Source organism: Pseudomonas sp. NY15435 (assembly GCF_048068295.1).
Lineage (GTDB): Bacteria > Pseudomonadota > Gammaproteobacteria > Pseudomonadales > Pseudomonadaceae > Pseudomonas.
The window spans coordinates 175836-199077 of the sequence record NZ_JBLUQA010000004.1; the positions used below are offsets into that span (position 1 = coordinate 175836).

Genomic DNA, 23242 nt, shown 5'->3' on the forward strand with positions numbered 1-23242 from the left:
ACTTCCGTGAACAGCCAATACCGCAAGCGCCTGCCCGGCACCGCGCTGGATTACTTCGACGCCCGCGAGGCAGTCGAAGCGATCCAGGCCGGCGCCTGGGACAAGCTCCCCTACACCTCCCGCGTGCTGGCCGAACAGCTGGTGCGCCGCTGCGAGCCGGCGGACCTGACCGCTTCGCTGGAGCAACTGGTCTACCGCAAGCGCGACCTCGACTTCCCCTGGTACCCGGCGCGCGTGGTCTGCCACGACATCCTCGGCCAGACCGCGCTGGTCGACCTCGCCGGCCTGCGTGACGCCATCGCCGAGAAAGGCGGCGACCCGTCCAAGGTCAACCCGGTGGTGCCGACCCAGCTGATCGTCGACCACTCGCTGGCCGTGGAAGCGCCGGGCTTCGACCCGGACGCCTTCGAGAAGAACCGCGCCATCGAAGATCGCCGCAACGAGGATCGCTTCCACTTCATCGACTGGACCAAGACCGCGTTCAAGAACGTCGATGTGATCCCGGCCGGCAACGGCATCATGCACCAGATCAACCTGGAGAAAATGAGCCCGGTGATCCAGGCGCGCGGCGGCATCGCGTTCCCCGACACCTGCGTCGGAACCGACTCGCACACCCCGCACGTGGACGCCCTGGGCGTGATCGCCATCGGCGTCGGCGGCCTCGAGGCCGAGACCGTGATGCTCGGCCACCCGTCGATGATGCGCCTGCCCGACATTGTCGGCGTCGAGCTGACCGGCAAGCGCAAACCGGGTATCACTGCCACCGACATCGTCCTGGCGATCACCGAGTTCCTGCGCAAGGAACGCGTGGTCGGCGCCTACGTCGAGTTCTTCGGCGAGGGTGCGGACAGCCTGTCCATCGGCGACCGCGCGACCATCTCCAACATGTGCCCGGAATACGGCGCCACCGCCTCGATGTTCTACATCGACGGCCAGACCATCGACTACCTCAAGCTCACCGGCCGCGAGCCCGAGCAGGTGGAACTGGTGGAGAACTACGCCAAAACCCTCGGCCTGTGGAGCGATGCGCTCAAGACCGCCGAGTACGAGCGTGTACTGAGCTTCGACCTGGGCAGCGTGGTCCGCAACATGGCTGGCCCGTCCAACCCGCACCGCCGCCTGCCGACCTCGGCACTGGCTGAGCGCGGCATCGCCGACGAAGCCAAGCTGGAGTCCGGCCGCGTCGAAGAAGCCGAAGGACTGATGCCCGATGGCGCGGTGATCATCGCCGCCATCACCAGCTGCACCAACACCTCCAACCCGCGCAACGTCATCGCCGCCGGCCTGGTGGCGAAGAAGGCCAACGCGCTGGGCATGATCCGCAAGCCGTGGGTGAAGACCTCGTTCGCGCCCGGATCGAAAGTCGCCAAGCTGTACCTGGAAGAAGCCGGCCTGCTGCCGGAGCTGGAGAAGCTCGGCTTCGGCATCGTCGCCTACGCCTGCACTACCTGTAACGGCATGTCCGGCGCGCTGGACCCGGTGATCCAGAAAGAGATCATCGACCGCGACCTGTACGCCACCGCCGTACTCTCGGGCAACCGCAACTTCGACGGCCGTATCCACCCCTACGCCAAGCAGGCCTTCCTCGCCTCGCCGCCGCTGGTGGTCGCCTATGCCATCGCCGGCACCGTGCGCTTCGACATCGAGCAGGACCCGCTGGGCACCGACAGTCAAGGCAACCCGGTCACCCTGAAGGACCTCTGGCCGTCGGACGAAGAGATCGACGCCATCGTCGCCGCCAGCGTCAAGCCCGAGCAGTTCAAGCAGGTCTACATCCCGATGTTCGACCTGGGCAGCGTGCAGGAAGCGGAAAGCCCGCTGTACGACTGGCGCCCGATGTCCACCTACATCCGTCGTCCGCCGTACTGGGAAGGTGCCCTCGCTGGCGAGCGCACGCTCAAGGGCATGCTCCCGCTGGCGATCCTGCCGGACAACATCACCACCGATCACCTGTCGCCGTCCAACGCCATCCTGCTGGACAGCGCGGCCGGCGAATACCTGGCGAAAATGGGCCTGCCGGAGGAGGACTTCAACTCCTACGCCACCCACCGCGGCGACCACCTGACCGCCCAGCGCGCCACGTTCGCCAACCCGCAGCTGGTCAACGAAATGGCCGTGGTCAACGGCGAGGTGAAGAAGGGTTCGCTGGCTCGCGTGGAACCCGAAGGCAAGGTCATGCGCATGTGGGAAGCCATCGAAACCTACATGAACCGCAAGCAGAACCTGATCATCGTCGCCGGCGCCGACTACGGCCAGGGCTCGTCCCGCGACTGGGCGGCCAAGGGCGTTCGCCTGGCAGGCGTGGAAGTGATCGTCGCCGAAGGCTTCGAGCGCATCCACCGCACCAACCTGGTGGGCATGGGCGTACTGCCGGTGGAGTTCAAGCCAGGCACCACCCGCCTCACCCTGGGCCTGGACGGCACCGAGACCTACGACATCAAGGGCGACGTCTCGCCGCGCTGCGACCTGACCCTGTTGGTCAATCGCCGCAACGGTGACGTGGTCGAAGTCCCGGTCACCTGCCGCCTCGACACCGCCGCCGAAGTGAAGGTGTACAAGGCCGGTGGCGTGCTGCAGCGCTTCGCCAAGGACTTCCTGGAAGGCGCGGTAGCGTGATGTAACAGCCGGCCCGCCTGCATGGCGGGTCGGCACTAATCCTGTAGGAGCGAGCTTGCTCGCGAACAGCCTCGCAGCGGGGATGGGTTCGCGAGCAAGCTCGCTCCTACAAACAGCACTCAGGAACGTACCCCATGCCCCACGTACCCCAAGTGAAGATCCCCGCCACCTACATCCGCGGCGGCACCAGCAAGGGCGTGTTCTTCCGCCTGCAGGACCTGCCCGAGCGCTGCCAGGTGCCCGGCGCGGCTCGTGACCAGCTGTTCATGCGCGTGATCGGCAGCCCCGATCCGTACAGCGCGCACATCGACGGCATGGGCGGCGCAACCTCCAGCACCAGCAAGTGCGTGATCCTGTCGAAAAGCACCCAGCCCGAGCACGACGTCGACTACCTCTACGGGCAGATTTCCATCGACAAGGCCTTCGTCGACTGGAGCGGCAACTGCGGCAACCTCTCCACCGCCGCCGGCTCCTTCGCCATCCACGCCGGCCTGGTCGATCCCTCGCGCATTCCGGACAACGGCACCTGCGTGGTGCGCATCTGGCAGGCGAACATCCAGAAGACCATCATCGCCCACGTGCCGATCACCAACGGCCAGGTGCAGGAAACCGGTGACTTCGAACTGGACGGCGTGACCTTCCCCGCCGCCGAGATCGTGCTGGAGTTCCTCGACCCGTCCGACGATGGCGAAGATGGCGGCTCGATGTTCCCCACCGGCAACCTGGTGGACGATCTGGAAGTCCCCGGCATTGGCACCTTCAAGGCGACCATGATCACCGCCGGCATCCCGACCATCTTCGTCAACGCCCAGGACATCGGCTACACCGGCGCCGAGCTGCGCGACGCGATCAATGGCGACCCGGAGCAACTGGCGCGCTTCGAGAAGTTCCGCATCGCCGGCGCCCTGCGCATGGGCCTGATCAAGACCCCGGAAGAGGCCGCGACCCGCCAGCACACGCCGAAGATCGCCTTCGTCGCGCCGGCCAAGGACTACGTCACTTCCAGCGGCAAACAGGTGCAGGCCGGCGACATCGACCTGCTGGTGCGCGCGCTGTCCATGGGCAAGCTGCACCACGCCATGATGGGCACCGCCGCCGTGGCCATCGGCACCGCCGCCGCCATCCCCGGCACCCTGGTGAACCTCGCCGCCGGCGGTGGCGAACGCAGCGCCGTGCGCTTCGGCCACCCCTCCGGCACCCTGCGCGTGGGCGCCGAGGCCAAGCAGGTGAACGGCGAATGGACCGTGACCAAGGCCATCATGAGCCGCAGCTCACGCATCCTCATGGAAGGCTGGGTACGGGTGCCGGGCGATTCGTTCTGATCCTTCGCTGACGCCGTCAAAACACAAGGCCCGCGGATGCGGGCCTTGTCGTTTCCGATCACGCAGGAGCGGCTTCATCCGCGATAGTTTCGCGCAGCGGCGGGGCCAATCGTGGACGGAGTCCGCTCCCGCCGCACCGAAAGGCAATCCCTGTAGGAGCGAGCTTGCTCGCGAACAGAGTCAACCGGCGGTGACAAAGCTGGGCGGGTTCGCGAGCAAGCTCGCTCCTACAAAAAGCCGCTGCGTCAGGCGACGAAGTCGCCCTGGAGCTGCTCCAGCAGCACCTGGATGCGCGCCAGGCGCACGGTCGGGTCGTCCATCTCCAGCAGCACCTGCTTCTGGTCGCGCTCGAATGGCAGCAGGTAGGCGAGCTGGCAGGCCAGCGCCTGCTGGCCGTTGACCTCACCGCCCATTTCCAATGCGGAAACCATCGGGTGCATGGACAGCGCCTCCAGCAGAGCCGCCAGGTCGTCGTGTTCCTTGGTCAGCGGCTGGTCGGGCTGTTCGTCCAGCCACTCCACCTCAGCCACGGTCAGTTGATCCGGTTGCACATTGGCGGAGAGCACGCGGAAGCGCCGCCCGCCCTCGACACGAATGCCCAGCAGACCGTTGGGCCGCTGCTGCCAGTCACGGATGTACGCTTCGCAGCCGACCAGGCTGTAGCGCTCCGGCGCATCGCCGACTTCCTCACCCTCGACGATGGCCACCACGCCGAACCCGCCGTTCTGCTTCATGCAGCGGCCGATCATGTCCAGGTAGCGCGCCTCGAAGATCTGCAGGTCGAGACGGCAACCGGGGAACAGCACGGTATTGAGGGGGAAGAGCGGAAAACTCATGGGTACTCCCATTTTCGATCAGAGCCTGTTTACGATCGTGCGAGCTAGAGCCGTAGTAGGCGGCAAGCGCCCGAAGAGCGGAGTTTACTGCTGTAAATGAGCATCTGAGGGCGTTTGCCAACGCCCTACGGTCGACGCGCAGCAGATCGTCAACAGGCGGTCAGGCGATCAGTGCTACCGCCAACGGTAGCAGCACAGCGGTGGCCACGCCCATCAGGCTCATCGCCAGGGCGGCGAAGGCGCCGCATTCCTCGCCCTCCTGCAGGGCGCGGGAAGTGCCCACCGCGTGGGCGGTCATGCCCAGCGCCATACCTTGCGCGGCCGGGTGATGTACACCGAAGCGGCGCAACAGTTCCGGGCCGAGGATGGCGCCGAGCACGCCGGTGATCAGCACGAACACTGCCGCCAGCGCGGCGACGCCGCCAACCTGGCTTGCCACCAGCATGGCAATCGGCGAGGTCACCGACTTGGGCGCCAGGCTCATGAGAATCTCGTGATCGACGCCGAACAGCCAACCCAGGCCAATTCCCAGGGCCGTGGCGAAGAACCCGGCCACCACCAGCGTGATCAGCGTCGGCCAGAACAGCTGGCGGATCCGCTTGAGGTTGAGAAACAGCGGCACCGCCAGCGCGACGGTGGCGGGGCCGAGAAGGATGGTCAGTACCTTGGCGCTGTTGCTGTATTCGGCGTAGTCGATGCCGCACACCAGCAGCACCGCGATGACGATCAGCATCGACACCAGCACCGGCTGCAGGAACACCCAGCGGGTGCGCTCGTAGGCGGCCAGCGCCAACTGATAGGCACCCAGGGTGACGCCGACGCAGAACAGCGGATGGTGGATGACGGAGTCCAGCGCGCCTTGCCAGTCGAACATCACGCGCCCTCCTTCTGCCTGCGCTGGCGGTCGATGAGCTTCTGCATCAGCCAGCCGGCGAACACGAAGGACACCAGCAGCGACAGCGCCAGCGCCCCGGCGATTGCCCAGAAGTCCGCAGCGATCTGCTTCGCATAGGCCATCACCCCGACCGCTGCCGGCACCAGCAGCAACGGCAGGTAGCGCAGCAGCGAGGCGGCGGCCTCGTTCACCGGCTTGCTCACCTCACCGTTCCACACCAGGAAGGCGAACAGCAGCACCAGCCCAATGATGGGGCCGGGAATCATGTGCAGGATGAGAGCATTCAGGCCCGTGCCGAGCAGTTGGAACAGCACCAGCCAGGTCAGGCCGCGTAGCAACATCAGAAACATCTCCAGCGCAATATGCCGACATTATGCCCGCCCGGCGCCCGCTATGGCGCGGCATTCGCCCAAAGCATGAATGCTTGACCGCTCCAGGGCGCCATGCTGATCTACAGGCGGATTTCACGTAGGCCGTACTAGAAGAACAACGATATCCCCGGAGGAAACATGGCATTCGTACCCGTAAGCGCACTGAAGGACTACATCGGCAAGGACCTGGGCCATTCGCAGTGGATCACCGTCGATCAACAGCGCATCAACCAGTTCGCCGAGTGCACCGAGGACCACCAGTTCATCCACGTCGACCCGGAGAAGGCGAAGAAGACGCCCTTCGGCGGCACCATCGCCCACGGCTTCCTGTCGCTGTCGCTGATCCCCAAACTCTGCGAGGGCCTGCTGGTCCTGCCGGAGAACCCCAAGATGGTGGTCAACTACGGCCTGGACAGCGTGCGCTTCATTCAGCCGGTACCGGTGGATTCGCGCGTGCGCCTGCAGGTGACCATCACCGACATCACCGAGAAGAACCCCGGCCAGTGGCTGATCAAGGCGCGTTGCACCCTGGAGATCGAGGGCCTGCCCAAACCGGCCTACATCGCCGAATCCCTGAGCCTGTGCTTCGTCTGACGGCTCTGCCTCAGCGCTGAGAAAAAAGCCCGCGTCCGCGGGCTTTTTTACGTCACACTCACTCTGCGCCCCACCGCCGATTCGAGAGTCCAATGCCACGCCACCTCCTGCCCTTGAGCCTCGCCCTGCTGCTCGCCGCCTGTGGCGAAGGCGAACCGTTGACGCCCCCGGACGCCCGCCTGCCTGACGGCGCGCGCTACCGCGGCGAGGTGGTGAACGGCCAACTGCAGGGCCCCGGGCGACTGGATTACAGCAACGGCGCCTGGTACGAGGGCGGCTTCGACAAGGGCCTGCAGAGCGGCCAGGGCAAATGGAGCGACGGCAACGGCACGCGCTATGAAGGCGAGTTCCGCGACGGTCTGTTCGAAGGACGCGGCCGCCTGCAGTACGCCGACGGCAGCGTGTACGAGGGCCAGTTCAAGCGCGGCGAATTCGACGGCGAAGGCCGTCTTTCCCAGGGCGGCACTACCTACAGCGGCGGCTTCCGCAAGGGCCGCTACGAGGGCCTGGGCAGCCTCGAGCAGGCCGATGGCACCCGCCACCAGGGGGCCTTCGCCAAGGGCGAGGCCAACGGCGAGGGCGCCCGCCGGGACAGCCTCGGCAACCAATACAGCGGCACGTTCAAGAATGGCGTGCTCGAGGGCAAGGGCATCTTCCGCGATGACGCGGGGGACCAGTACAGCGGCGAATTCCGCAATGACCAGTTCGACGGCACCGGACGCTTCCAGAACGCTGACGGCGACGTCTGGTTCGGTCGCTTCAAGGCCGGCGCGCTGAGCGGGCCGGGCGAGTTCATTGGCGCCGATGGCAGCCGCTACAAAGGCGACTTCCGCTTCTGGCGCTTCGATGGCAAGGGCACGCTGAGCAAGTCTGACGGCCAGACCTACAGCGGCGGCTTCGCCCGCGGGGAATACTCGGGCGAAGGTACTCTCACCCGCCACGACGGCAGCGTGCAGAAGGGCATCTGGAGCGCTGGCCAGCTACGCCAGGACGCCGCCGGCAAACTGCTGCCCAATCCACTGGAAGTAGGCCTGCTGGAACAGGGGGCGATGCTGGAGAAGACGCTGGCGGCCATCCCGCAGTCCACCCCGGGGATCGAACTCTACGGCGTCAGCCTGGGCGGCGATGGCAAGCAGAGCGTGTTCCTGCGCGAAGCCGACTATGTCGCCAACCTGCTCGCCGAGCGCTTCGGCGCGCGCGGTGTGGTGCGCCTGGTGAACCACCGCGACCACCTCGCCGACCGCCCCATGGCCACCCGCGAAACCCTCGCCCGCACCCTGCGCACCATCGCCGAGCGCAGCGGCCCGGAAGACCTGGTGTTCATCTACCTGACCAGCCACGGCTCCCACGACCACCAGTTGGTGCTGGACATGCCAGGCCTGAAGCTCGACGACCTGCCGGCCAGCGAACTGGCCAGCCTGCTCGCCCCGCTCAAGGACCGCACCAAGGTGCTGGTGATCTCCGCCTGCTACAGCGGCGGCTTCATCCCCGCGCTCAAGGATGACAAGACCCTGATCATGACCGCCGCACGCAGCGACCGGGTGTCCTTCGGCTGTTCCGAGGAGGCGGACTTCACCTACTTCGGCGATGCACTGTTCGCCAAGGCCTTCCAGCAGACCGACGACCTGAAGCAGGCTTTCAAGCTGGCCAGCGACACGGTCGCCAAGCGCGAGAAGGAAGAGGAGTTCGAGCCATCGGAGCCGCAACTCTGGGCGCCGGAGGCGGTCATTACTCGCTGGCAGGCCCTGCGCGCGCAGCAGTCGCACGCGGAGCTGGCGCTCGGGAATGGCGACGCGCAGGCAAAACGACAGGGCGCCAACTAAGCTGGAAAGTGTGTCAGAGGGGAAACACAGATGTACTCGAAACCGACGAATATCCTGCTAGCTGGCGCCACCGGCCTGACCGGTGAGCATCTGCTCGACCGCATGCTCAACGAGCCCACGGTCAAGCGCGTCATCGCTCCGGCCCGAAGGAAGCTGGCGGAGCATCCACGCCTGGAAAACCCCATCGGCCCGCTGGCCGAGCTCATCCCGCACCTGGTCCAGCCGGTGGACACGGTGTTCTGCTGCCTGGGCACTACGCTCAAGGAGGCCGGCTCCGAGGAGGCTTTTCGCAGTGTCGACTACGACCTGCCGCTGGCCCTGGGCGAGCGCGGCCTGGCCCTGGGCGCACGGCACTACATCGTGGTCAGCGCGCTGGGCGCCGACAGCAAATCATCGATCTTCTACAGCCGGGTGAAGGGCGAGCTTGAGGATGCCCTGCGCCAGCAAGGCTGGCAGCAATTGACCATCGCCCGGCCGTCGCTGCTGCTGGGCCAGCGTGAGGAAGTCCGCCTCGCCGAACTGCTCGCCGCGCCCTTCTCGCGCATCCTGCCGGGCAAGCTGCACGGCATCGAAGCCATCGCCCTGGCCCGCGCGCTCTGGCGCCTGGCATTGGAAACCGGCAAGGGCACCCGCGTCGTCGAATCGGACGAGTTGCGCAAACTGGGCAAGTGACCGTCCGCTGAGCGACGCGGATAGCGGATGAATCCGCTCTTACCAGAGCAGCCCCGCCGGCGTATCCACGTCACGCAGCACGCCGGCGTCGGCAACGTCCAGGGTAATGCAGCGATCACGCTGCGCCTGCACCACCGTGCGCGCGCCTTCGTCGCCGCTCAGCTGCGTCAGCGCCGGCCAGAACTCGCGGCCGAATAGCACCGGATGGCCGCGCTGGCCATCGTGAATCGGGAACAGAATGGTCGAGGCGCCGGCGGCATCGGCCAGCACACGCAGTGTTGCGGGGGCAATCCAGGGCATGTCGCCGAGCAGGATGGCGACGGCCTTGGCGTCGGAACCCTGCAGCGAGGCCGCACCGGCAGCCAGGCTGTGACCCATGCCCAACGCCGCATCCGGGCTGTGGATAACGTGGCAGCCAGGCGGCAGACCGAAATCCTCTGCCCGCTCGCCATCGCGCAGTACCACCCGCACTTCATCGAACACCGCCAGCGCACGCTCGACACTATGGGCCAGCAGGCTGCGCCCGTCTGGCAGGGTCGCGCGGCGCTTGTCCGCGCCGAAGCGCGAGCCCTGGCCGGCGGCCAGCACCAGCGCCACGACCGTCACAGTGCCTCGCGGGCGATGCCGCTGCGGGTGCGCAGGATGTCGGCAAGTACGGCGAGGGCGATTTCCGCGGGGGTCTTGCTGCCCAGGTTGAGGCCGATGGGCGCATGCACGCGCGCCAGGTCCGCCTCGTTCAGGCCACCAATGCGGTGCAGGCGTTCGCGGCGCTTGTCGGAGGTGGTGCGCGAGCCCATCACGCCGATGTAGAAGGCTTCGGTGCGTACGGCTTCGAGCATCGCCAGATCGTCGATTTTCGGATCGTGGGTCAGGGCGACCACGGCGGTGTCCGCGTGGCAGCCGCCGTTGGCGATGAAGATCGACGGCAGTTCGCGACGGATTTCGATGCCGTCCAGCACCACGCCGTCCAGCGCCTCTTCGCGGGGATCACAGAGAATCACCTCGAAGCCCAGGCCCTTGCCGAACTCCGCGCAGAAATGCGCAACGCTGGAGTAGCCCGCCAGCAGCAAGCGCTGCGCAGCGCCGACGCGCAGACGCGCGTGGGCCTCGTCGCGCTCGACCCGTGGGCCGTGCTCGTGGTCGTCGCTCAGGCGGCGGCTGCCGTCCTGCAGGTTCACTTCGCGCAGCAGGCGGCGCTGGCCGAGCAGCGCCGATTCCAGTTCGCGCAGGTGGGCCTGCACATCGCAATCGGGCGCGAGGTTTTCCACCAGCACATCAAGGATGCCACCGCAGGGCAGGCGAATATTCGAGCGTGTGTCGCTGCCATCGCCGTAGCGCACGACAACTACCGGCTCGCTGAACTCGCCCGCGGCAACGCGTTCGAGGAAGTCATCCTCGACGCAACCGCCGGACAACGAGCCCACCCACTGGCCGCTGGCGTTGACCGCCAGCAGCGAGCCCGGCGCGCGGGGCGCCGAGCCATAGGTGAAAAGCACGCTGCACAGCCATACGCGCTGGCCAGCGGAGGACCACTGGAGCGCCTGGCGGACCACTTGCAGATCGAGATGCTGCACGAATCACTCCGACTTCAGCTGAGCAACCTGTTGTACGCCCAGATCGCCCGGCAGACCACCCCAGGCCTGACGCAGGTAGTTGATCAGATCCGTGAGTTGCTCGTCACTGAGCTTGTCGGCAAAGCCCGGCATCGGCTGCATGCGCTCGAAACCGGTGAACTGCTGCTCGCGGATGCCTTCGACGATGACCTTGGCCAGGTTGCGCGAATCGGCCAGGCGCAGGGTGGTGTTGCCCTGCATCGCCACGGCGATGTGCGGCTTGCCCTCGCCGTCGTTGCCGTGGCAGCCGGCGCAGACGTTGAGGTACTGCTGGCGGCCGCGCTTGGCGCTGTCGCTGAGCTTGTCCTCGGCCACCGCCTGCACGACCTTGGCCTGCGGCGGCTGCTCGCCGAGCAGGTAGGTGGACATGGCAGCCAGGTCCTCGTCACCCAGGTGCTGGGTGCTCAGGTGCATCACCGGGAACATCTCGTTGAACATGCTGCCCTGCGGGCTCATGCCGTGCTTGAGGAAGCCGGTGAGGTCAGCGGTGGTCCAGCCGCGCTCAGCCAGGTCCTGGGCCAGCAGGCTCGGCGCGCTGTAGCCGTTGAGCAGGCCGCCGGTGAGGCGCTTGTCCTGCTCCAGGGCACCGATCTGGTTGCGCGGGGTGTGGCACTCGCCGCAGTGGCCGAGCACTTCCACCAGGTACTGGCCGCGCTTGTAAGGCTCGCTCTTGCCCTCGGTGCTTTCCAGCTGGACGCTCTTGCCGTAGAGCATGTTCCAGCCGGTCAGGCCCAGGCGCACGTTGAACGGGAAGCTCAGGCTGGTTTCGGGAGCTGCGCGGTGCACCGGCGTCTGGCTCATCAGGTAGGCATAAAGGGCATCGCTGTCCTCGCGCTTGATGAGGTGGTACGAGGTGTAGGGCATGGCCGGGTAGAGATTGGCGCCGTCCTTGCGCTTGCCCTGCGTGAGGGCGGCGAAGAACTCGTCGGCGCTGTAGTTGCCGATGCCGAAGTCCTTGTCTGGGGTGATGTTGCTGCCGTAGATGGTGCCGAACGGCGAGTGGATCGGCAGGCCACCGGCGAACGGCGCGCCGCCCTCGGCGGTGTGGCAGGCCATGCAGTCGGCGGCGCGGGAAACGTACTCGCCGCGCTTGATCAGGTCCTGGTCAGCGGCATGTGCGCTGAGCGCTAGACCAAGGCCGACAGCCAGCGCGAGGCCGGAAAGAATGCGCTGCATGCTCAACCCTCCTTGACCAGGCCGAGATCGGTCAGCACTTCGCGGGTGGCGTCGTAGTAACGCACGTACCCGGTGCAGCGACAGATGTGGTGGCCGAGGCTCGCCTCGATGGTCGATTCCAGTTCGCTCTTCTTCAGCGGCTGGCGCTGGGCCTTTTCCACCAGCACGGTGGCGGCGTTGACGAAGCCCGGTGCGCAGTAGCTGCACTGGAAGGCGAAGCGGTCGACGAACTTCTGCTGGATCGGGTTCAGTTCCTTCACCGAACCGTCTTCCTCACGCTTGGCGTGGCCCTCGATGGTGCGCACCTTCTTGCCTTCGAAGTAGTGCGCGCCGGTGATGCAGGTGCGCACTTCCTCGCTGGTGCCGTCGGGGTTGTCGACGATCACCACGCAGGCATGGCAGATGCCCTGGCCGCAGCCCAGGCGCGAGCCGGTGAGGTTCTGGTATTCGTGCAGGTAGTCGATCATCGGCAGGTCCTCGGGAACCTCGACCGGACCGACGGTTTGACCATTGAGGGTCAGGTTGAGCGGACGGTTAGCCATTGAGGGCCTCCTTGATGCGAGCGGGGGTGATGGGCAGGTCGCGGACGCGCTTGCCGATGGCGTGGGCCACGGCGTTGCTGATGGCGCCGACCACCGGGATCATCACCACTTCGGCGATGCCCTTGGACGGGTCGCTGGGCGAGAGTGGCGGAAGGATTTCCGAGCTCTGCTGCCAGACGGCCACGTCTTTCGCCTTCGGGAGACGGTAGCGGTTGAAGTTCCAGTCGCCCTCCCCCGGGCCACCCTCGTACAGCGGCATGTCTTCCAGCAGAGCATGGCCGATGCCCATCGCGGTGCCGCCCTCGATCTGGCCTTTCACCAGTTCCGGCACCAGCACGCGGCCGCACTCGATCCAGCTGTGGTGGTTGAGCACGCTGACTTCACCGTTGCCCTTGTTCACCTTCAGCTCGACGATGGTCGCTACCGGGCTGTAGTAGGTCACGGCGGCGTTGTTCAGTTGCACCGGCGGATAGGCCACGTTCTGGCGATCCAGCAGGTGGAAGCCGGCGCTGTTCATCTGCGCCTTCTTCACGCCCGGCGCGCCCTCTCCGTATTTCACGGCCAGGGCGTCCAGCGGCAGGCGATCGCGCACGCCGTCGATGACGTAGTCGCACTCCGCCCAGCTCCAGCGGTTGAAGCCGTGGACGGTGGCACCGGTGACCAGGCCTTTTTCGTGAGCGACCTGCGCCAGCTCGGCGAACGACAGCGGCTGCAGGCCATTGGCGGTCAGCTTGCCGTCCACCCAGTGGGCGTCTTCGCGGCGCACCACCAGCGGGTTGGCCGCACCGTTGAACGGACCACGGCGCCAGATTTCCAGGGCCGCCGGCCACAGGCCGTGGTTGAACAGCACACGGGCCGCTTCACGGGTGGCGTGGCTGAAGTAGTAGGCCGAGTTGGTCGCCGACGACGCCGAGGCGTACTTGCCGACCCAGCGCGGGTTGCGCAGCTTCTCGTCCTGGGTCGGCTGGCTCATGGTGTAGGGGTCTTCGCCGCTGAGCAGCTGAAGTTCCGGCCACTCGGTTTCGGCGGTCTTCATTTCATCCGCCGGCTTGCCGAGGAAGTCGGCCACCACCAGTGCCTGGGAAGTGGACATGCCGGTGCCGATCTCGATGCCGATATGGCGCATATGCACCTTGCCGGTGGCATCGAATTCGATGCTCGCCATCGGCGCTTCGGAGCCAGTGCCGAAGTCCTTCTGGCAGATGGCGAAGCCAACGCCGTACCAGTGGTCCGGGTCCTTGGCGTCCATCTCTTTCTTGCGCGCGTCGCGGGTCTTCCACCACTCGTGGGCGGCGGCCTTGTCGAGGATCTCGTGCAGGCGCAGCGCGCCAGCGGGGATCGCGCCCTGGGTGTTCTTCATGCCCGATTTCAGCGCGTTGACGCGGCGCAGCTCGATGGCGTCGACGCCCAGGCGACCGGCGATCTCGTCCACCATCATCTCGGTGGCGGCCATGCTCTGCAGGGTGCCGTAGCCACGCATGGAACCGGCCTCGACGGCGCGGGAATGGTAGGCCGTCACCTGCAGGTCATTCTGCGGCATGTAGTAGATCGACTGCGCGGCGGTGGCGCCCACGGCAGCCACGGACGGGCTGTAGTTGATGCGGCCGCCGCCGTCCACGCTCATCTCGGTGCGGAAGATCTTGAAGGTCATGTCCTTCTTGTCCACCGCCAGTTGGTAACGGATGTCGAACGGGTGGCGCTTGATGCCGCTCTGGAACTGCTCGTAGCGGTCATTGGCCAGGCGCACCGGTACACCGTTGCCGTACAGCGCAGCCAGGGCCGCGTAGTAGACGAAGATGTTGTGGTCCTTGGAACCGTAACCCACGGTGTAGCCGGGGTGCATGTTCAGCTTGGCCAGGCCGAAGCGCGACGGGGCGATCATGTGCGCCGTCTCGTAGGCCGCTTCGAACGGGCACTGGGTGGCGACCACGAAGTGCAGGGTCTTGCTTGCCGGGTCGTACCAGCCGTTGCCGTTGTCCGGCTCCAGGGCGGCCGGCTCGATGGACGGAGTCTTGTAGCGCTCGTCGAAGACCAGCCAGTTCTCCGGCGGGTTTTCGATCTGCTCCTTGATCTTCTGCGCGTAGAACAGGCCCTGCTCGGTGAGGTCGCCGTGCTGGTTGGGCTGCTGGTTCCACACCGGTTTGCGCTCGCGGATCATCGGGAACAGGATCGAGTCCTTGAGGCTGGAGAACTCGTCCGGATCGGCCGAAGTCGCGCCGCCGACGCGCACGTAGCGGAAGCTGCCGTAGGGATCGCCCTGGTACAGCGGCGCCTGCGCGCCATAGCGGATCGCCTTGTCGTTGAACTTCATCTTCAGCTTGGCCTGACGGAAGCGCTCGAAGTCGTTCCAGATCAGGATGGCCACCGGGTGGCCGATGAACATCGGCACCTTGCCGCGCGGCAGCAGCGGGTCCGGGGCGTGGGCTTCGGGGAAGACGATGCCGTCCTTGTCCAGGTCCTCGGCGGTGACGATACGATCGGGCTGCAGCTCGGCGCCCAGCCAGGCGAGGTCGATGCCGTCGAAGATGCGGTCGGCCTTGATGGTCTTGAGCAGCATGGCGTGGCCCTGCTGCTGCGGCCAGCCGGGCATGTCCTTGGAGCGGATGTCGCGGGCGAACACCTTGTTGCCGCAGACCTTGGACAGCGCGTCGTTACGGAAACGCGCCTTGCCGTCATGGCCCATCCACTGCTGGGGGGAGACGGTGACGGAGTTTTCCATCAGGGCAGCGAAGGCCCGGCTGCCAAGCGGCGCCATGGTCACGCTGACACCGGCAATCAGCCCGCCTTGCAGGAAGGCGCGCCGGGAAATATCACGGTTGGACATGGTTCATCCTCTGGACGGTGGAGGCCCGCCCATGTGGTTTTTTTCGGTGCTGGAGAGAGTTCGGAGGCCGCGGAATCGCGGGCGTCTCGGGGATGGCGCCGGAGGAAAGATCCTGCAGGAAAACCTGACTCTTCTGTCAACTTTAACGCACCTCAATAGTGCGAAGCAAAGTCAATCGGGCAGCTTGTCGCGCCAGCGCAAATTTTAGTCGACGGGTCGCGACTATTCGCCAATTGCGGAATCCACTGGCGACAAGCGGAAAAGTGTTACACCGTGCTACGCTGCCCAGCCCTTGCTTAGCCTCCTAACAAAGTCCCTTTCATGACCGCCGAAGCCACGTCCCTGCTGCGTCACCGCCCCTTCCTCGCCTTCTGGCTGGCCCGTGTCTGCACCGCCAGCGCCTTCCAGATGATTACCGTGGCCATCGGCTGGCATATCTACGAGCTGACCCACAACGTGCTCGACCTCGGCCTGGTGGGTTTGGTGGAATTCACCCCGCGCGTGCTGTTCATGCTGCACACCGGCCACGTCGCCGACCGCTACGACCGCCGGCGCATCGCCTCGCTGTGCCAAGTCGCCCAGGGCCTGATCGCCGTCGCGCTGGTGGTGGGCGCCAGTACCGACAACGTGACCCGCGAGATGATCTTCGTGATGGCCTTCCTGCTCGGTACCGCGCGGGCCTTCGAGATGCCGACCACCCAGGCGCTGCTGCCGAACATCGTGCCTACCGCGCTATTCCCCCGTGCCGTGGCGGCCTCCGCCTCGGCGATGCAGGCGGCGACCATCGCGGCGCCGGCCTTCGGCGGCTTCCTCTATGCCTTCGGCGCCTTCTGGGTCTACACGCCCACCGCGGTGCTGTATTTCATTGCCTGCATCCTGGTGCTCACCCTGCCCTCGCGCCAGGCGCCGGCTGCGCAAGGCAAGGCCACGCTGGAATCGCTGCTGGCCGGCATCCGCTTCATCCGTAGCCGTCCGGACATCTTCGGCGCCATCTCGCTGGACCTGTTCGCCGTGCTGCTGGGCGGTGCCACTGCGCTGCTGCCGGTGTTCGCCAAGGACATCCTGCTCACTGGCCCCTGGGGCCTGGGCCTGCTGCGCTCAGCCCCGGCAGTGGGCGCGCTGCTGATGTCGTTCTGGCTGGCGCGCTTCCCCATCGAGCGCAATGTCGGGCGGATCATGTTCACTGCCGTGGGCGTGTTCGGCGTCACCACCATCGCCTTCGGCCTGTCGACGTCCTTCTGGTTCTCCCTGGCGGTGCTGGTGGTACTGGGTGCGGCGGACATGATCAGCATGGTGATCCGCGGCGCCTTCGTGCAGCTGGAAACCCCGGACGAGATGCGCGGCCGGGTCAGCGCGGTGAACGGCCTGTTCATCGGCGCCTCGAACCAGCTGGGCGAGTTCGAATCCGGCGTCACCGCCCACTGGCTCGGCACCGTGCCGGCGGTGGTGCTCGGCGGTGTCGGCACGTTGGTCGTGACTGGTGTGTGGATGAAGCTGTTCCCCACCCTGGCCAAGCGCGACAAGCTGCACTGAGTTCGCCGTTTCTGTAGGAGCGAGCTTGCTCGCGAACGAGGTCACCGGAAACTTCGGCGTCAGGCAGGTTCGCGAGCATGCTCGCTCCTACAAAAAGCTCTCCCCTGCATGCCCAGGCAAAAAAATCCCCCGCTGGAAGCACCAGCGAGGGATGTGGGAACGGACGCTGCGAACAGCGCCCGGATGGGATCGTTTACCGTGCGGCTAGTGCGGCGTGCCCAGCCCCGCCGCGCTCATGAACAGGCGCATCAGCCATGCCGCGACGCCCAGGCCGGCCACGCTCAGCGCCCAGATCAGCACCAGCCAGCCCAGCCGCTTGCGCAGCGGCGCCTTTTCCTGCTCCTCATGGGTCATGGTCCGCACCTCTAGTGGTAGCCGTCGCCGTGCTTCACCTTGCCGCGGAACACGTAATAGCTCCACGCGGTGTAGACGAGGATGAAGGGGATGATGAACAGTGCGCCCACCAGCATGAAGCCCAGGCTCTGTGGCGGCGCCGCGGCGTCCCAGATCGACATCGACGGCGGGATGATGTTCGGCCACAGGCTGATGCCCAGCCCGCTGTAGCCGAGGAAGATCAGCGCCAGGGTGAGCAGGAACGGCTTCACGTGGTCATTACGCGCCACCGAGCGCAGCAGGCCGTAGAAGGTCAGCAGCACCAGCAGTGGCACCGGCAGGAACCAGAACAGGTTCGGCAGGCTGAACCAGCGCTGGGCGATTTCCTCGTGGGCCAGCGGCGTCCACAGGCTGACGATGCCGATCACCGCCAGCAGTACCAGCGCCAGCGGACGCGCCAGGTCGTGCATGCGCTGCTGCAGCTTGCCCTCGGTTTTCATGATCAGCCAGGTGCAGCCCAGCAGTGTGTAAGCCACCACCAGGCCGACGCCGCAGAACAGCGGGAACGGCGCCAGCCAGTCCAGCGCGCCGCCGGCGAAGGCGCGGTTTTCCACCGGGATGCCCTCGATGAACGCACCCAACGCCACACCCTGGAAGAAGGTCGCCACCAGCGAGCCGACGATGAACGACTTGTCCCACAGGTGCCGCTTGTTGGCCCGCGCCTTGAAGCGGAACTCGAAAGCTACGCCACGGAAGATCAGCCCGACGAGCATCAGCATCAGCGGCAGGTAAAGCGCCGAGAGCACGGCGGAATAAGCCACCGGGAAGGCACCGAACAACGCCGCGCCGCCCAGCACCAGCCAGGTCTCGTTGCCGTCCCAGACCGGCGCCACGGTGTTCATCATCACGTCACGGTCGCCCTCGTCCTGGCAGAACGGATAGAGCATGCCGATCCCCAGGTCGAAGCCGTCCATCACCACATACATCATCACGCCGAAGATGATGATGATCGCCCAGATCAGCGGAAGGTCGATGCCCATGCTCAGTTCCTCCCTGCCGGACTGTCGGTTTCATCGTCGTCGAGGCCCTCGGCGGTAGCCGACAGCGGCCGCGCCGCTGTGCGCTGCTGACCGGCGCCACCCTGGCTGGTTTCACGCCCTTCATGGGTGATCGGGCCCTTGCGTACCAGGCGCATCATGTAGCCGATGCCCACGCCGAACAGCGAGAAGTACACCACCACGAACATCACCAGGGTGATGCTCATCTGCGTCACGCTGTGGTTGGACACCGCATCGGCGGTACGCATCAGGCCGTAGACGACCCAGGGCTGGCGGCCGATTTCGGTGGTGAACCAGCCGGCGAGGATCGCGATCAGGCCGGACGGTCCCATCCACAACACCAGATGGAGGAAGGCGCGGCTCTCGAACAGGCGCTTGCGCCAGCGCAGCCAGGCACTCCACAGGCCGACGAAGATCATCAGCATGCCCAGGCCGGCCATGATGCGGAACGACCAGAAGACCACGGTGGAATTGGGCCTGTCAGCTTTCGGGAAGTCCTTCAGTGCCGGGATCGGTTCCGTGGTGCTGTGATTCAGGATCAGGCTGCCGAGCACCGGGATCTCGATCTTGAAGCGGGTTTCCTCACGCTCCATGTCCGGCCAGCCGAACAGGATCAACGGAGTCGGGCCGCCCTCGCTGTTGTCCCAGTGGCCCTCCATCGCGGCGATCTTCGCCGGCTGGTGCTTGAGGGTATTCAAGCCATGGGCATCACCCACCATGGCCTGGATCGGCGCGACGATCAGCGCCATCCACATGGCCATCGAGAGCATCTTGCGAATCGCCGCGTTGTCGCGGCCACGCAGCAGGTGCCAGGCCGCCGAGGCGCCAACGAAGAAGGCGGTGGCAACGAACGAGGCGATCGCCATGTGCAGCAGGCGATAGGGGAAGGACGGGTTGAAGATGATCGCCAGCCAGTCCACCGGCACCACGACGCCATTGACGATCTCGTGGCCCTGCGGAGTCTGCATCCAGCTGTTGGACGCGAGGATCCAGAAGGTGGAGATCAGCGTGCCGATGGCCACCATCACCGTGGCGAAGAAGTGCAGGCCCGGGCCGACGCGGTGCCAGCCGAAGAGCATGACGCCGAGGAAGCCGGCTTCAAGGAAGAAGGCAGTCAGTACCTCATAGGTCAGCAACGGGCCGGTGATACTGCCGGCGAAGGCCGAGAAGGCGCTCCAGTTGGTGCCGAACTGATAGGCCATGACGAGGCCGGAGACCACGCCCATGCCGAAATTGACGGCGAATATCTTTGACCAGAAGTGATAGAGGTCGCGGTAGACCTCCTCGTTGGTCTTCAGCCACAGACCTTCGAGCACGGCCAGGTAACTGGCGAGACCAATGGTGATGGCGGGGAAGATGATGTGGAAGGACACGGTAAAGGCGAACTGGATCCGGGCCAGGTCGAGCGCCTCTAATCCGAACATGACGATTCCTCTTCAGGCTGACGCCAACCCCACGGAAGGGCCGGGCACCGTACCTTGCGCATGCGCAGGGCGTTCTTGCGTGATATCTGACTTTTCTGACTCAGTTTCGAGCCACCGATCTGACGTCGGTTCGGGTTCTTTTAGCCGCTCAATCAGAATGGACCACCATCTGCATTGACGCCGCTCAAGAAACTGCACCGATCTTACGCGCCCCGGGGGCCTGGCCTGGAGTGGTGGGTTGCCGCGCGACGGCGTGTCGCGCGACAGCTTGTCTCAGGGCACGACCTGCCCTTTCATATGAACAAAATCGAATATGAAAATGAAAAATTAATATTTTATTGGAATAAAAAAGGCGGGTAACTTTCGCTGCAACCGCTGCCGAGTGAGCCGCGGAAAAAGAATCCACCGCCCGTACGAAGGCCCCATCCCGGCCGGCCCGGACGCCAGCGGTCATCTGCCCCACAAGGACATCGCAATGAAAAAGCTGCTGCTTCTGACCGCCCTCGCCGCTGCCTTCACCACCTCCGCCTTCGCCAACGAGAAGCTTGTCGTTGCCGCCACCCCGATCCCCCATGCCGAGATCCTCGAGCTGATCAAGCCGACCCTGGCCAAGGAAGGCGTGGACCTGGAGATCAAGGTCTTCACCGACTACGTGCAGCCCAATGTGCAGGTCGCCGAGAAGCGCCTGGACGCCAACTACTTCCAGACCAAGCCGTACCTGGACAACTTCAACTCCGGCAAGGGCACCAACCTGGTCACCGTGACCGGCGTGCACGTCGAGCCCTTCGGCGGCTACTCGAAGAAGTACAAGTCCATCGACCAGCTGCCTGACGGCGCCACCGTCGCCATCCCCAACGAAGGCAGCAACAGCGGCCGCGCCCTGCTCCTGCTGCAGAAGGCCGGTGTGATCAAGCTCAAGGACCCGAGCAACGCCCTGGCCACCCCGAAAGACATCGCCGAGAACCCCAAGCACCTGAAGTTCAAGGAACTGGAATCGGCACTGCTGCCGCGCGTGCTGGACCAGGTCGACCTGGACCTGATCAACACCAACTACGCGCTGGAAGCCAAGCTCAACCCGGTGAAGGACGCACTGATCCTCGAAGACCGCAACTCGCCCTACGTGAACTACCTGGTGGCGCGCCCGGACAACAAGGACAGCGATGCGCTGAAGAAACTCTCCGCCGCCCTGACCAGCCCAGAAGTCAAAGCCTTCATCGAGAAGAAGTACAACGGCGCCGTGGTGCCGGCCTTCTGATCCGTCGCCCGGCCGAGCGCCGGGCGCAACGACTCCCACGCTGGGCGCGCTTTCGGCGCACCCGCTTTGACGCCGGTGGGCAGGTTCCACCGGCGTTTTTCTTTCCCAAGGACTTGCCATGAGCGACCACGCCAAAGGCCCCTCCACCCGCGCCGTCCATGCCGGCCACGATGTCGACCGGCGCATGGTCACCCGCGCCAAGAGCCTGCCGATCTACCAGAGTTCGGTGTTCGTCTACGACTCCCTGGAGCAGGTCGACGACTTCCTCGCCGGCAACCCCGACAACTACATGTACACGCGCATCGGCAACCCCAACCACAGCGCCGTGGAAGAGTTGCTGCGCGAACTGGAAGGCGGCGAGGACGCGCTGTTCTCCGCCTCCGGCATGGCAGCCATCTCCGCCGCGCTGCTGGGCGTGCTGGGTGCCGGTGATCACCTGATCGCCAGTCGCGAGCTGTACGGCACCACCCAGAGCCTGATCGAGAAGGAACTGACGCGCTTCGGCATCGCCTCCACCCTGCTCGACCTCAACGACCTGGCAGCGGTGGAAGCGGCGATCACCCCGACCACCCGGCTGATCTACACCGAGACCGCCTCCAATCCGCTGGTGCGCGTCAGCAACATTCCGGCGCTGGCTGACCTCGCCCATCGCCACGACCTCAAGCTGCTGGTGGACAACACCTTCCTCTCGCCGGTGCTCTACCAGCCGCTACGCGATGGCGCCGACCTGGTGATCCACAGCACCACCAAGTACCTCAATGGCCACAGCGATGCCATGGGTGGCGCGCTGGTCGGTGATGCACGGTGGATCGCCGCTGCGCGGCGCTTCCAGATCAATGCCGGTGGCAGCGCCAGCCCCTTCGAGAGCTGGCTGAATTTCCGCGGCGCCAAGACCCTGGCCCTGCGCATGCGCGCGCATTCGCAGAACGCCCAGGCGCTGGCCGAAGCCCTCGAAGCGCATCCGCAGGTGGCCCGCGTGTTCTACCCCGGTCTGCCCTCGCACCCGGACCACGAGCTGGCGCAGCGGCTGTTCCGCAAGGGGCATTCGGGCATGTTGAGCTTCACCCTGAAGGGTGGCCTCGATCAGGTCGACACGCTGATCGGCGAGCTGCAATTGGCCGCCTTCGCGCCGTCGCTGGCGGGCGTCGCCAGCAGCATCACCCACCCCGGCAAGACCTCGCACCGCGCGCTGTCCGCCGAGGCCCTGACCGCGCTGGACATCCACGATGGCACCATCCGTGTCTCGGTGGGCATCGAGGACAGCGAGGACATCGTCCGCGACTTCCTGCAGGCGCTGGACGCGCTGTAAGAGCAGAAGGAGATTCCCCATGAACGCACCCCACGCGCCGCTACCGCTGCTGACCTTCCCCGACGCCGACAAGAGCCCGCTGAGCATCCGCGCCAAGGCGCTGGTGTTCTTCGACCCGCGCTCCCATGAAGTGCGTGACGAGGTGGAGCGCCTGGCGCCGTTGCCGCAGCCGGTGCTGATCCACGGCGAGACCGGTACCGGCAAGGAGCTGCTGGCCCGCCACATCCACCGCGCCAGTGAACGCCCCGGCCTGTTCGTCGCGGTCAGTTGCAGCGCGCTGAGCCGCAACTATGCCGATGCCGAGCTGTTCGGCTACGCACCCGGCGCGCACAACGGCCCGGTGGGCAGCCGTGCAGGCTGGTTCGGCTCGGCCAATGGCGGCACCCTGTACCTGGACGAGATCGCCGACCTGCCGCTGTCGCTGCAGCAGAAGCTGCTGCGCGTGCTACAGGAGCGCGAGGTACTGCGCGTCGGCGCACGCGAACCGGTGCCGGTGGATGTGCGACTGGTCGCCGCCACCAGCATCGATCTGGGGCAGGCGGTGAAAGCGGGGAAATTCCTCGAAGGGCTGCAGCAATACCTGCACGACGGCAACCTCACGCTGCCGCCGCTGCGTGAACGCATCGGCGATATCCAGCCGCTGGCCGAGTACTTCCTCGGCGTGCATGCGCAACGCCTGGAACTGCCGGTGCCGCAGATCGCCACGGATACGCAGCGTGCGCTGGAGGGCTATTCGTGGCCGGGCAATATCCGCGAGCTGGAAAACGTCATCCACTTCGCCCTGCTGGTCAGCCCGGGCGAGGAGATTCGCCCGGAGCACCTGAACTTTTCAGGGGGTGTAGCCGGGTCTGCGAGCGCGACCGGGCCAGGCCTCCTGGCGGGATCAGGCGGCGAAACGGACATTAGCGATGAGACGCTTGAGCGCCTGGTTCGCCAGCCCGGCGTCGAGGCGCAGTTGCGTGCGCTGCTGCAACGCCTGGAGCACGAGCGCGGCTGATGCCGCGCCGTAGTCGCCAGCGCGACCCGAAGGGCCGCGCACGGGCGAC

20 protein-coding genes are annotated in these 23242 nt (G+C 65.9%); 9 read left to right on the forward strand and 11 right to left on the reverse strand.

What is annotated here, in order from left to right; translation table 11 throughout:
- Nucleotides 1-6: 6 nt before the first annotated feature.
- Nucleotides 7-2616: a Fe/S-dependent 2-methylisocitrate dehydratase AcnD gene (acnD, locus tag ACNFH5_RS11065; protein ID WP_416746443.1), complete on the forward strand. Its 2610-nt coding sequence runs from the start codon at nt 7-9 to the stop codon at nt 2614-2616.
- Between the two features lie 134 nt (nt 2617-2750).
- A complete protein-coding gene (gene prpF, locus ACNFH5_RS11070; protein ID WP_416745916.1) occupies nt 2751-3938 on the forward strand; it encodes a 2-methylaconitate cis-trans isomerase PrpF in 1188 nt (395 codons plus the stop codon).
- A 245-nt stretch (nt 3939-4183) separates the two neighbouring features.
- Here prpF and ACNFH5_RS11075 read toward each other — a convergent pair whose 3' ends face one another.
- The 3 genes from ACNFH5_RS11075 to ACNFH5_RS11085 all read right to left on the reverse strand — a co-directional run bounded on the left by ACNFH5_RS11075 (nt 4184) and on the right by ACNFH5_RS11085 (nt 6010).
- The gene (locus ACNFH5_RS11075; protein WP_416745918.1) at nt 4184-4774 is read right to left on the reverse strand and encodes an LON peptidase substrate-binding domain-containing protein; all 591 of its coding nucleotides are present in this window, start codon (nt 4772-4774) and stop codon (nt 4184-4186) included.
- 160 nt (nt 4775-4934) lie between these two features.
- A complete protein-coding gene (locus ACNFH5_RS11080) occupies nt 4935-5648 on the reverse strand; it encodes an LrgB family protein (RefSeq protein WP_416745920.1) in 714 nt (237 codons plus the stop codon).
- Nucleotides 5648-6010, reverse strand: coding sequence for a CidA/LrgA family protein (locus ACNFH5_RS11085; RefSeq protein ID WP_416745922.1), 363 nt, complete (start codon nt 6008-6010; stop codon nt 5648-5650). Before ACNFH5_RS11085 ends, ACNFH5_RS11080 begins: the two co-directional genes overlap by 1 nt.
- 168 nt (nt 6011-6178) lie before the next feature.
- On the opposite strand from ACNFH5_RS11085, the gene ACNFH5_RS11090 reads away from it, so the two are divergent.
- From ACNFH5_RS11090 to ACNFH5_RS11100, 3 genes are all read left to right on the forward strand, one after another.
- On the forward strand, nt 6179-6634 hold the full coding sequence (locus ACNFH5_RS11090) for a MaoC family dehydratase (protein ID WP_045217066.1): 456 nt from the start codon (nt 6179-6181) through the stop codon (nt 6632-6634).
- 92 nt (nt 6635-6726) lie between these two features.
- Entirely contained in the window at nt 6727-8457 is a 1731-nt protein-coding gene (locus tag ACNFH5_RS11095) for a C13 family peptidase (protein ID WP_416745925.1), read from the forward strand.
- 30 nt (nt 8458-8487) lie between these two features.
- A complete protein-coding gene (locus ACNFH5_RS11100) occupies nt 8488-9129 on the forward strand; it encodes an oxidoreductase (RefSeq protein WP_416745927.1) in 642 nt (213 codons plus the stop codon).
- 39 nt (nt 9130-9168) lie between these two features.
- On the opposite strand, the gene ACNFH5_RS11105 is transcribed toward ACNFH5_RS11100, so the two are convergent.
- Genes ACNFH5_RS11105 through ACNFH5_RS11125 form a run of 5 tightly spaced genes read right to left on the reverse strand, consistent with a single transcriptional unit; the run spans nt 9169 to nt 15284 of the window.
- Nucleotides 9169-9735 (reverse strand): nucleotidyltransferase family protein, encoded by a 567-nt coding sequence (locus tag ACNFH5_RS11105; RefSeq protein WP_416745929.1) that lies wholly within the window; start codon nt 9733-9735, stop codon nt 9169-9171.
- On the reverse strand, nt 9732-10703 hold the full coding sequence (locus tag ACNFH5_RS11110) for an XdhC family protein (protein ID WP_416745931.1): 972 nt from the start codon (nt 10701-10703) through the stop codon (nt 9732-9734). Before ACNFH5_RS11110 ends, ACNFH5_RS11105 begins: the two co-directional genes overlap by 4 nt.
- Before the next feature lie 3 nt (nt 10704-10706).
- Nucleotides 10707-11918, reverse strand: a complete 1212-nt coding sequence (locus ACNFH5_RS11115) for a c-type cytochrome (RefSeq protein WP_416745933.1) — start codon at nt 11916-11918, stop codon at nt 10707-10709.
- Nucleotides 11919-11920: 2 nt separating this feature from the next.
- Nucleotides 11921-12460 (reverse strand): (2Fe-2S)-binding protein, encoded by a 540-nt coding sequence (locus tag ACNFH5_RS11120; RefSeq protein ID WP_024764769.1) that lies wholly within the window; start codon nt 12458-12460, stop codon nt 11921-11923.
- Entirely contained in the window at nt 12453-15284 is a 2832-nt protein-coding gene (locus ACNFH5_RS11125) for a xanthine dehydrogenase family protein molybdopterin-binding subunit (protein ID WP_416745935.1), read from the reverse strand. Before ACNFH5_RS11125 ends, ACNFH5_RS11120 begins: the two co-directional genes overlap by 8 nt.
- A 321-nt stretch (nt 15285-15605) precedes the next feature.
- On the opposite strand from ACNFH5_RS11125, the gene ACNFH5_RS11130 reads away from it, so the two are divergent.
- The gene (locus ACNFH5_RS11130; protein WP_416745937.1) at nt 15606-16817 is read left to right on the forward strand and encodes an MFS transporter; all 1212 of its coding nucleotides are present in this window, start codon (nt 15606-15608) and stop codon (nt 16815-16817) included.
- 204 nt (nt 16818-17021) lie between these two features.
- Here the strand turns inward: ACNFH5_RS11130 and ACNFH5_RS11135 are convergent, their stop codons facing one another.
- Genes ACNFH5_RS11135 through ACNFH5_RS11145 form a run of 3 tightly spaced genes read right to left on the reverse strand, consistent with a single transcriptional unit; the run spans nt 17022 to nt 19632 of the window.
- Nucleotides 17022-17171 carry a DUF2474 domain-containing protein gene (locus ACNFH5_RS11135; RefSeq protein ID WP_037007166.1) on the reverse strand — a complete coding sequence of 50 codons (150 nt, stop codon included), beginning with the start codon at nt 17169-17171 and terminating at the stop codon, nt 17022-17024.
- Nucleotides 17172-17182: 11 nt separating this feature from the next.
- Complete coding sequence (gene cydB, locus ACNFH5_RS11140; protein ID WP_416745940.1) at nt 17183-18190, reverse strand: cytochrome d ubiquinol oxidase subunit II; 1008 nt, start codon at nt 18188-18190, stop codon at nt 17183-17185.
- A 2-nt stretch (nt 18191-18192) separates the two neighbouring features.
- Complete coding sequence (locus ACNFH5_RS11145) at nt 18193-19632, reverse strand: cytochrome ubiquinol oxidase subunit I (RefSeq protein WP_416745941.1); 1440 nt, start codon at nt 19630-19632, stop codon at nt 18193-18195.
- A 475-nt stretch (nt 19633-20107) separates the two neighbouring features.
- Between ACNFH5_RS11145 and ACNFH5_RS11150 the strand changes: the two genes are divergently transcribed.
- From ACNFH5_RS11150 to ACNFH5_RS11160, 3 genes are all read left to right on the forward strand, one after another.
- Nucleotides 20108-20887: a MetQ/NlpA family ABC transporter substrate-binding protein gene (locus ACNFH5_RS11150; RefSeq protein WP_192436257.1), complete on the forward strand. Its 780-nt coding sequence runs from the start codon at nt 20108-20110 to the stop codon at nt 20885-20887.
- Nucleotides 20888-21005: 118 nt separating this feature from the next.
- A complete protein-coding gene (locus tag ACNFH5_RS11155; RefSeq protein WP_416745944.1) occupies nt 21006-22196 on the forward strand; it encodes a trans-sulfuration enzyme family protein in 1191 nt (396 codons plus the stop codon).
- Between the two features lie 19 nt (nt 22197-22215).
- Nucleotides 22216-23193, forward strand: coding sequence for a sigma 54-interacting transcriptional regulator (locus tag ACNFH5_RS11160; protein ID WP_416745946.1), 978 nt, complete (start codon nt 22216-22218; stop codon nt 23191-23193).
- Nucleotides 23194-23242: the final 49 nt, after the last annotated feature.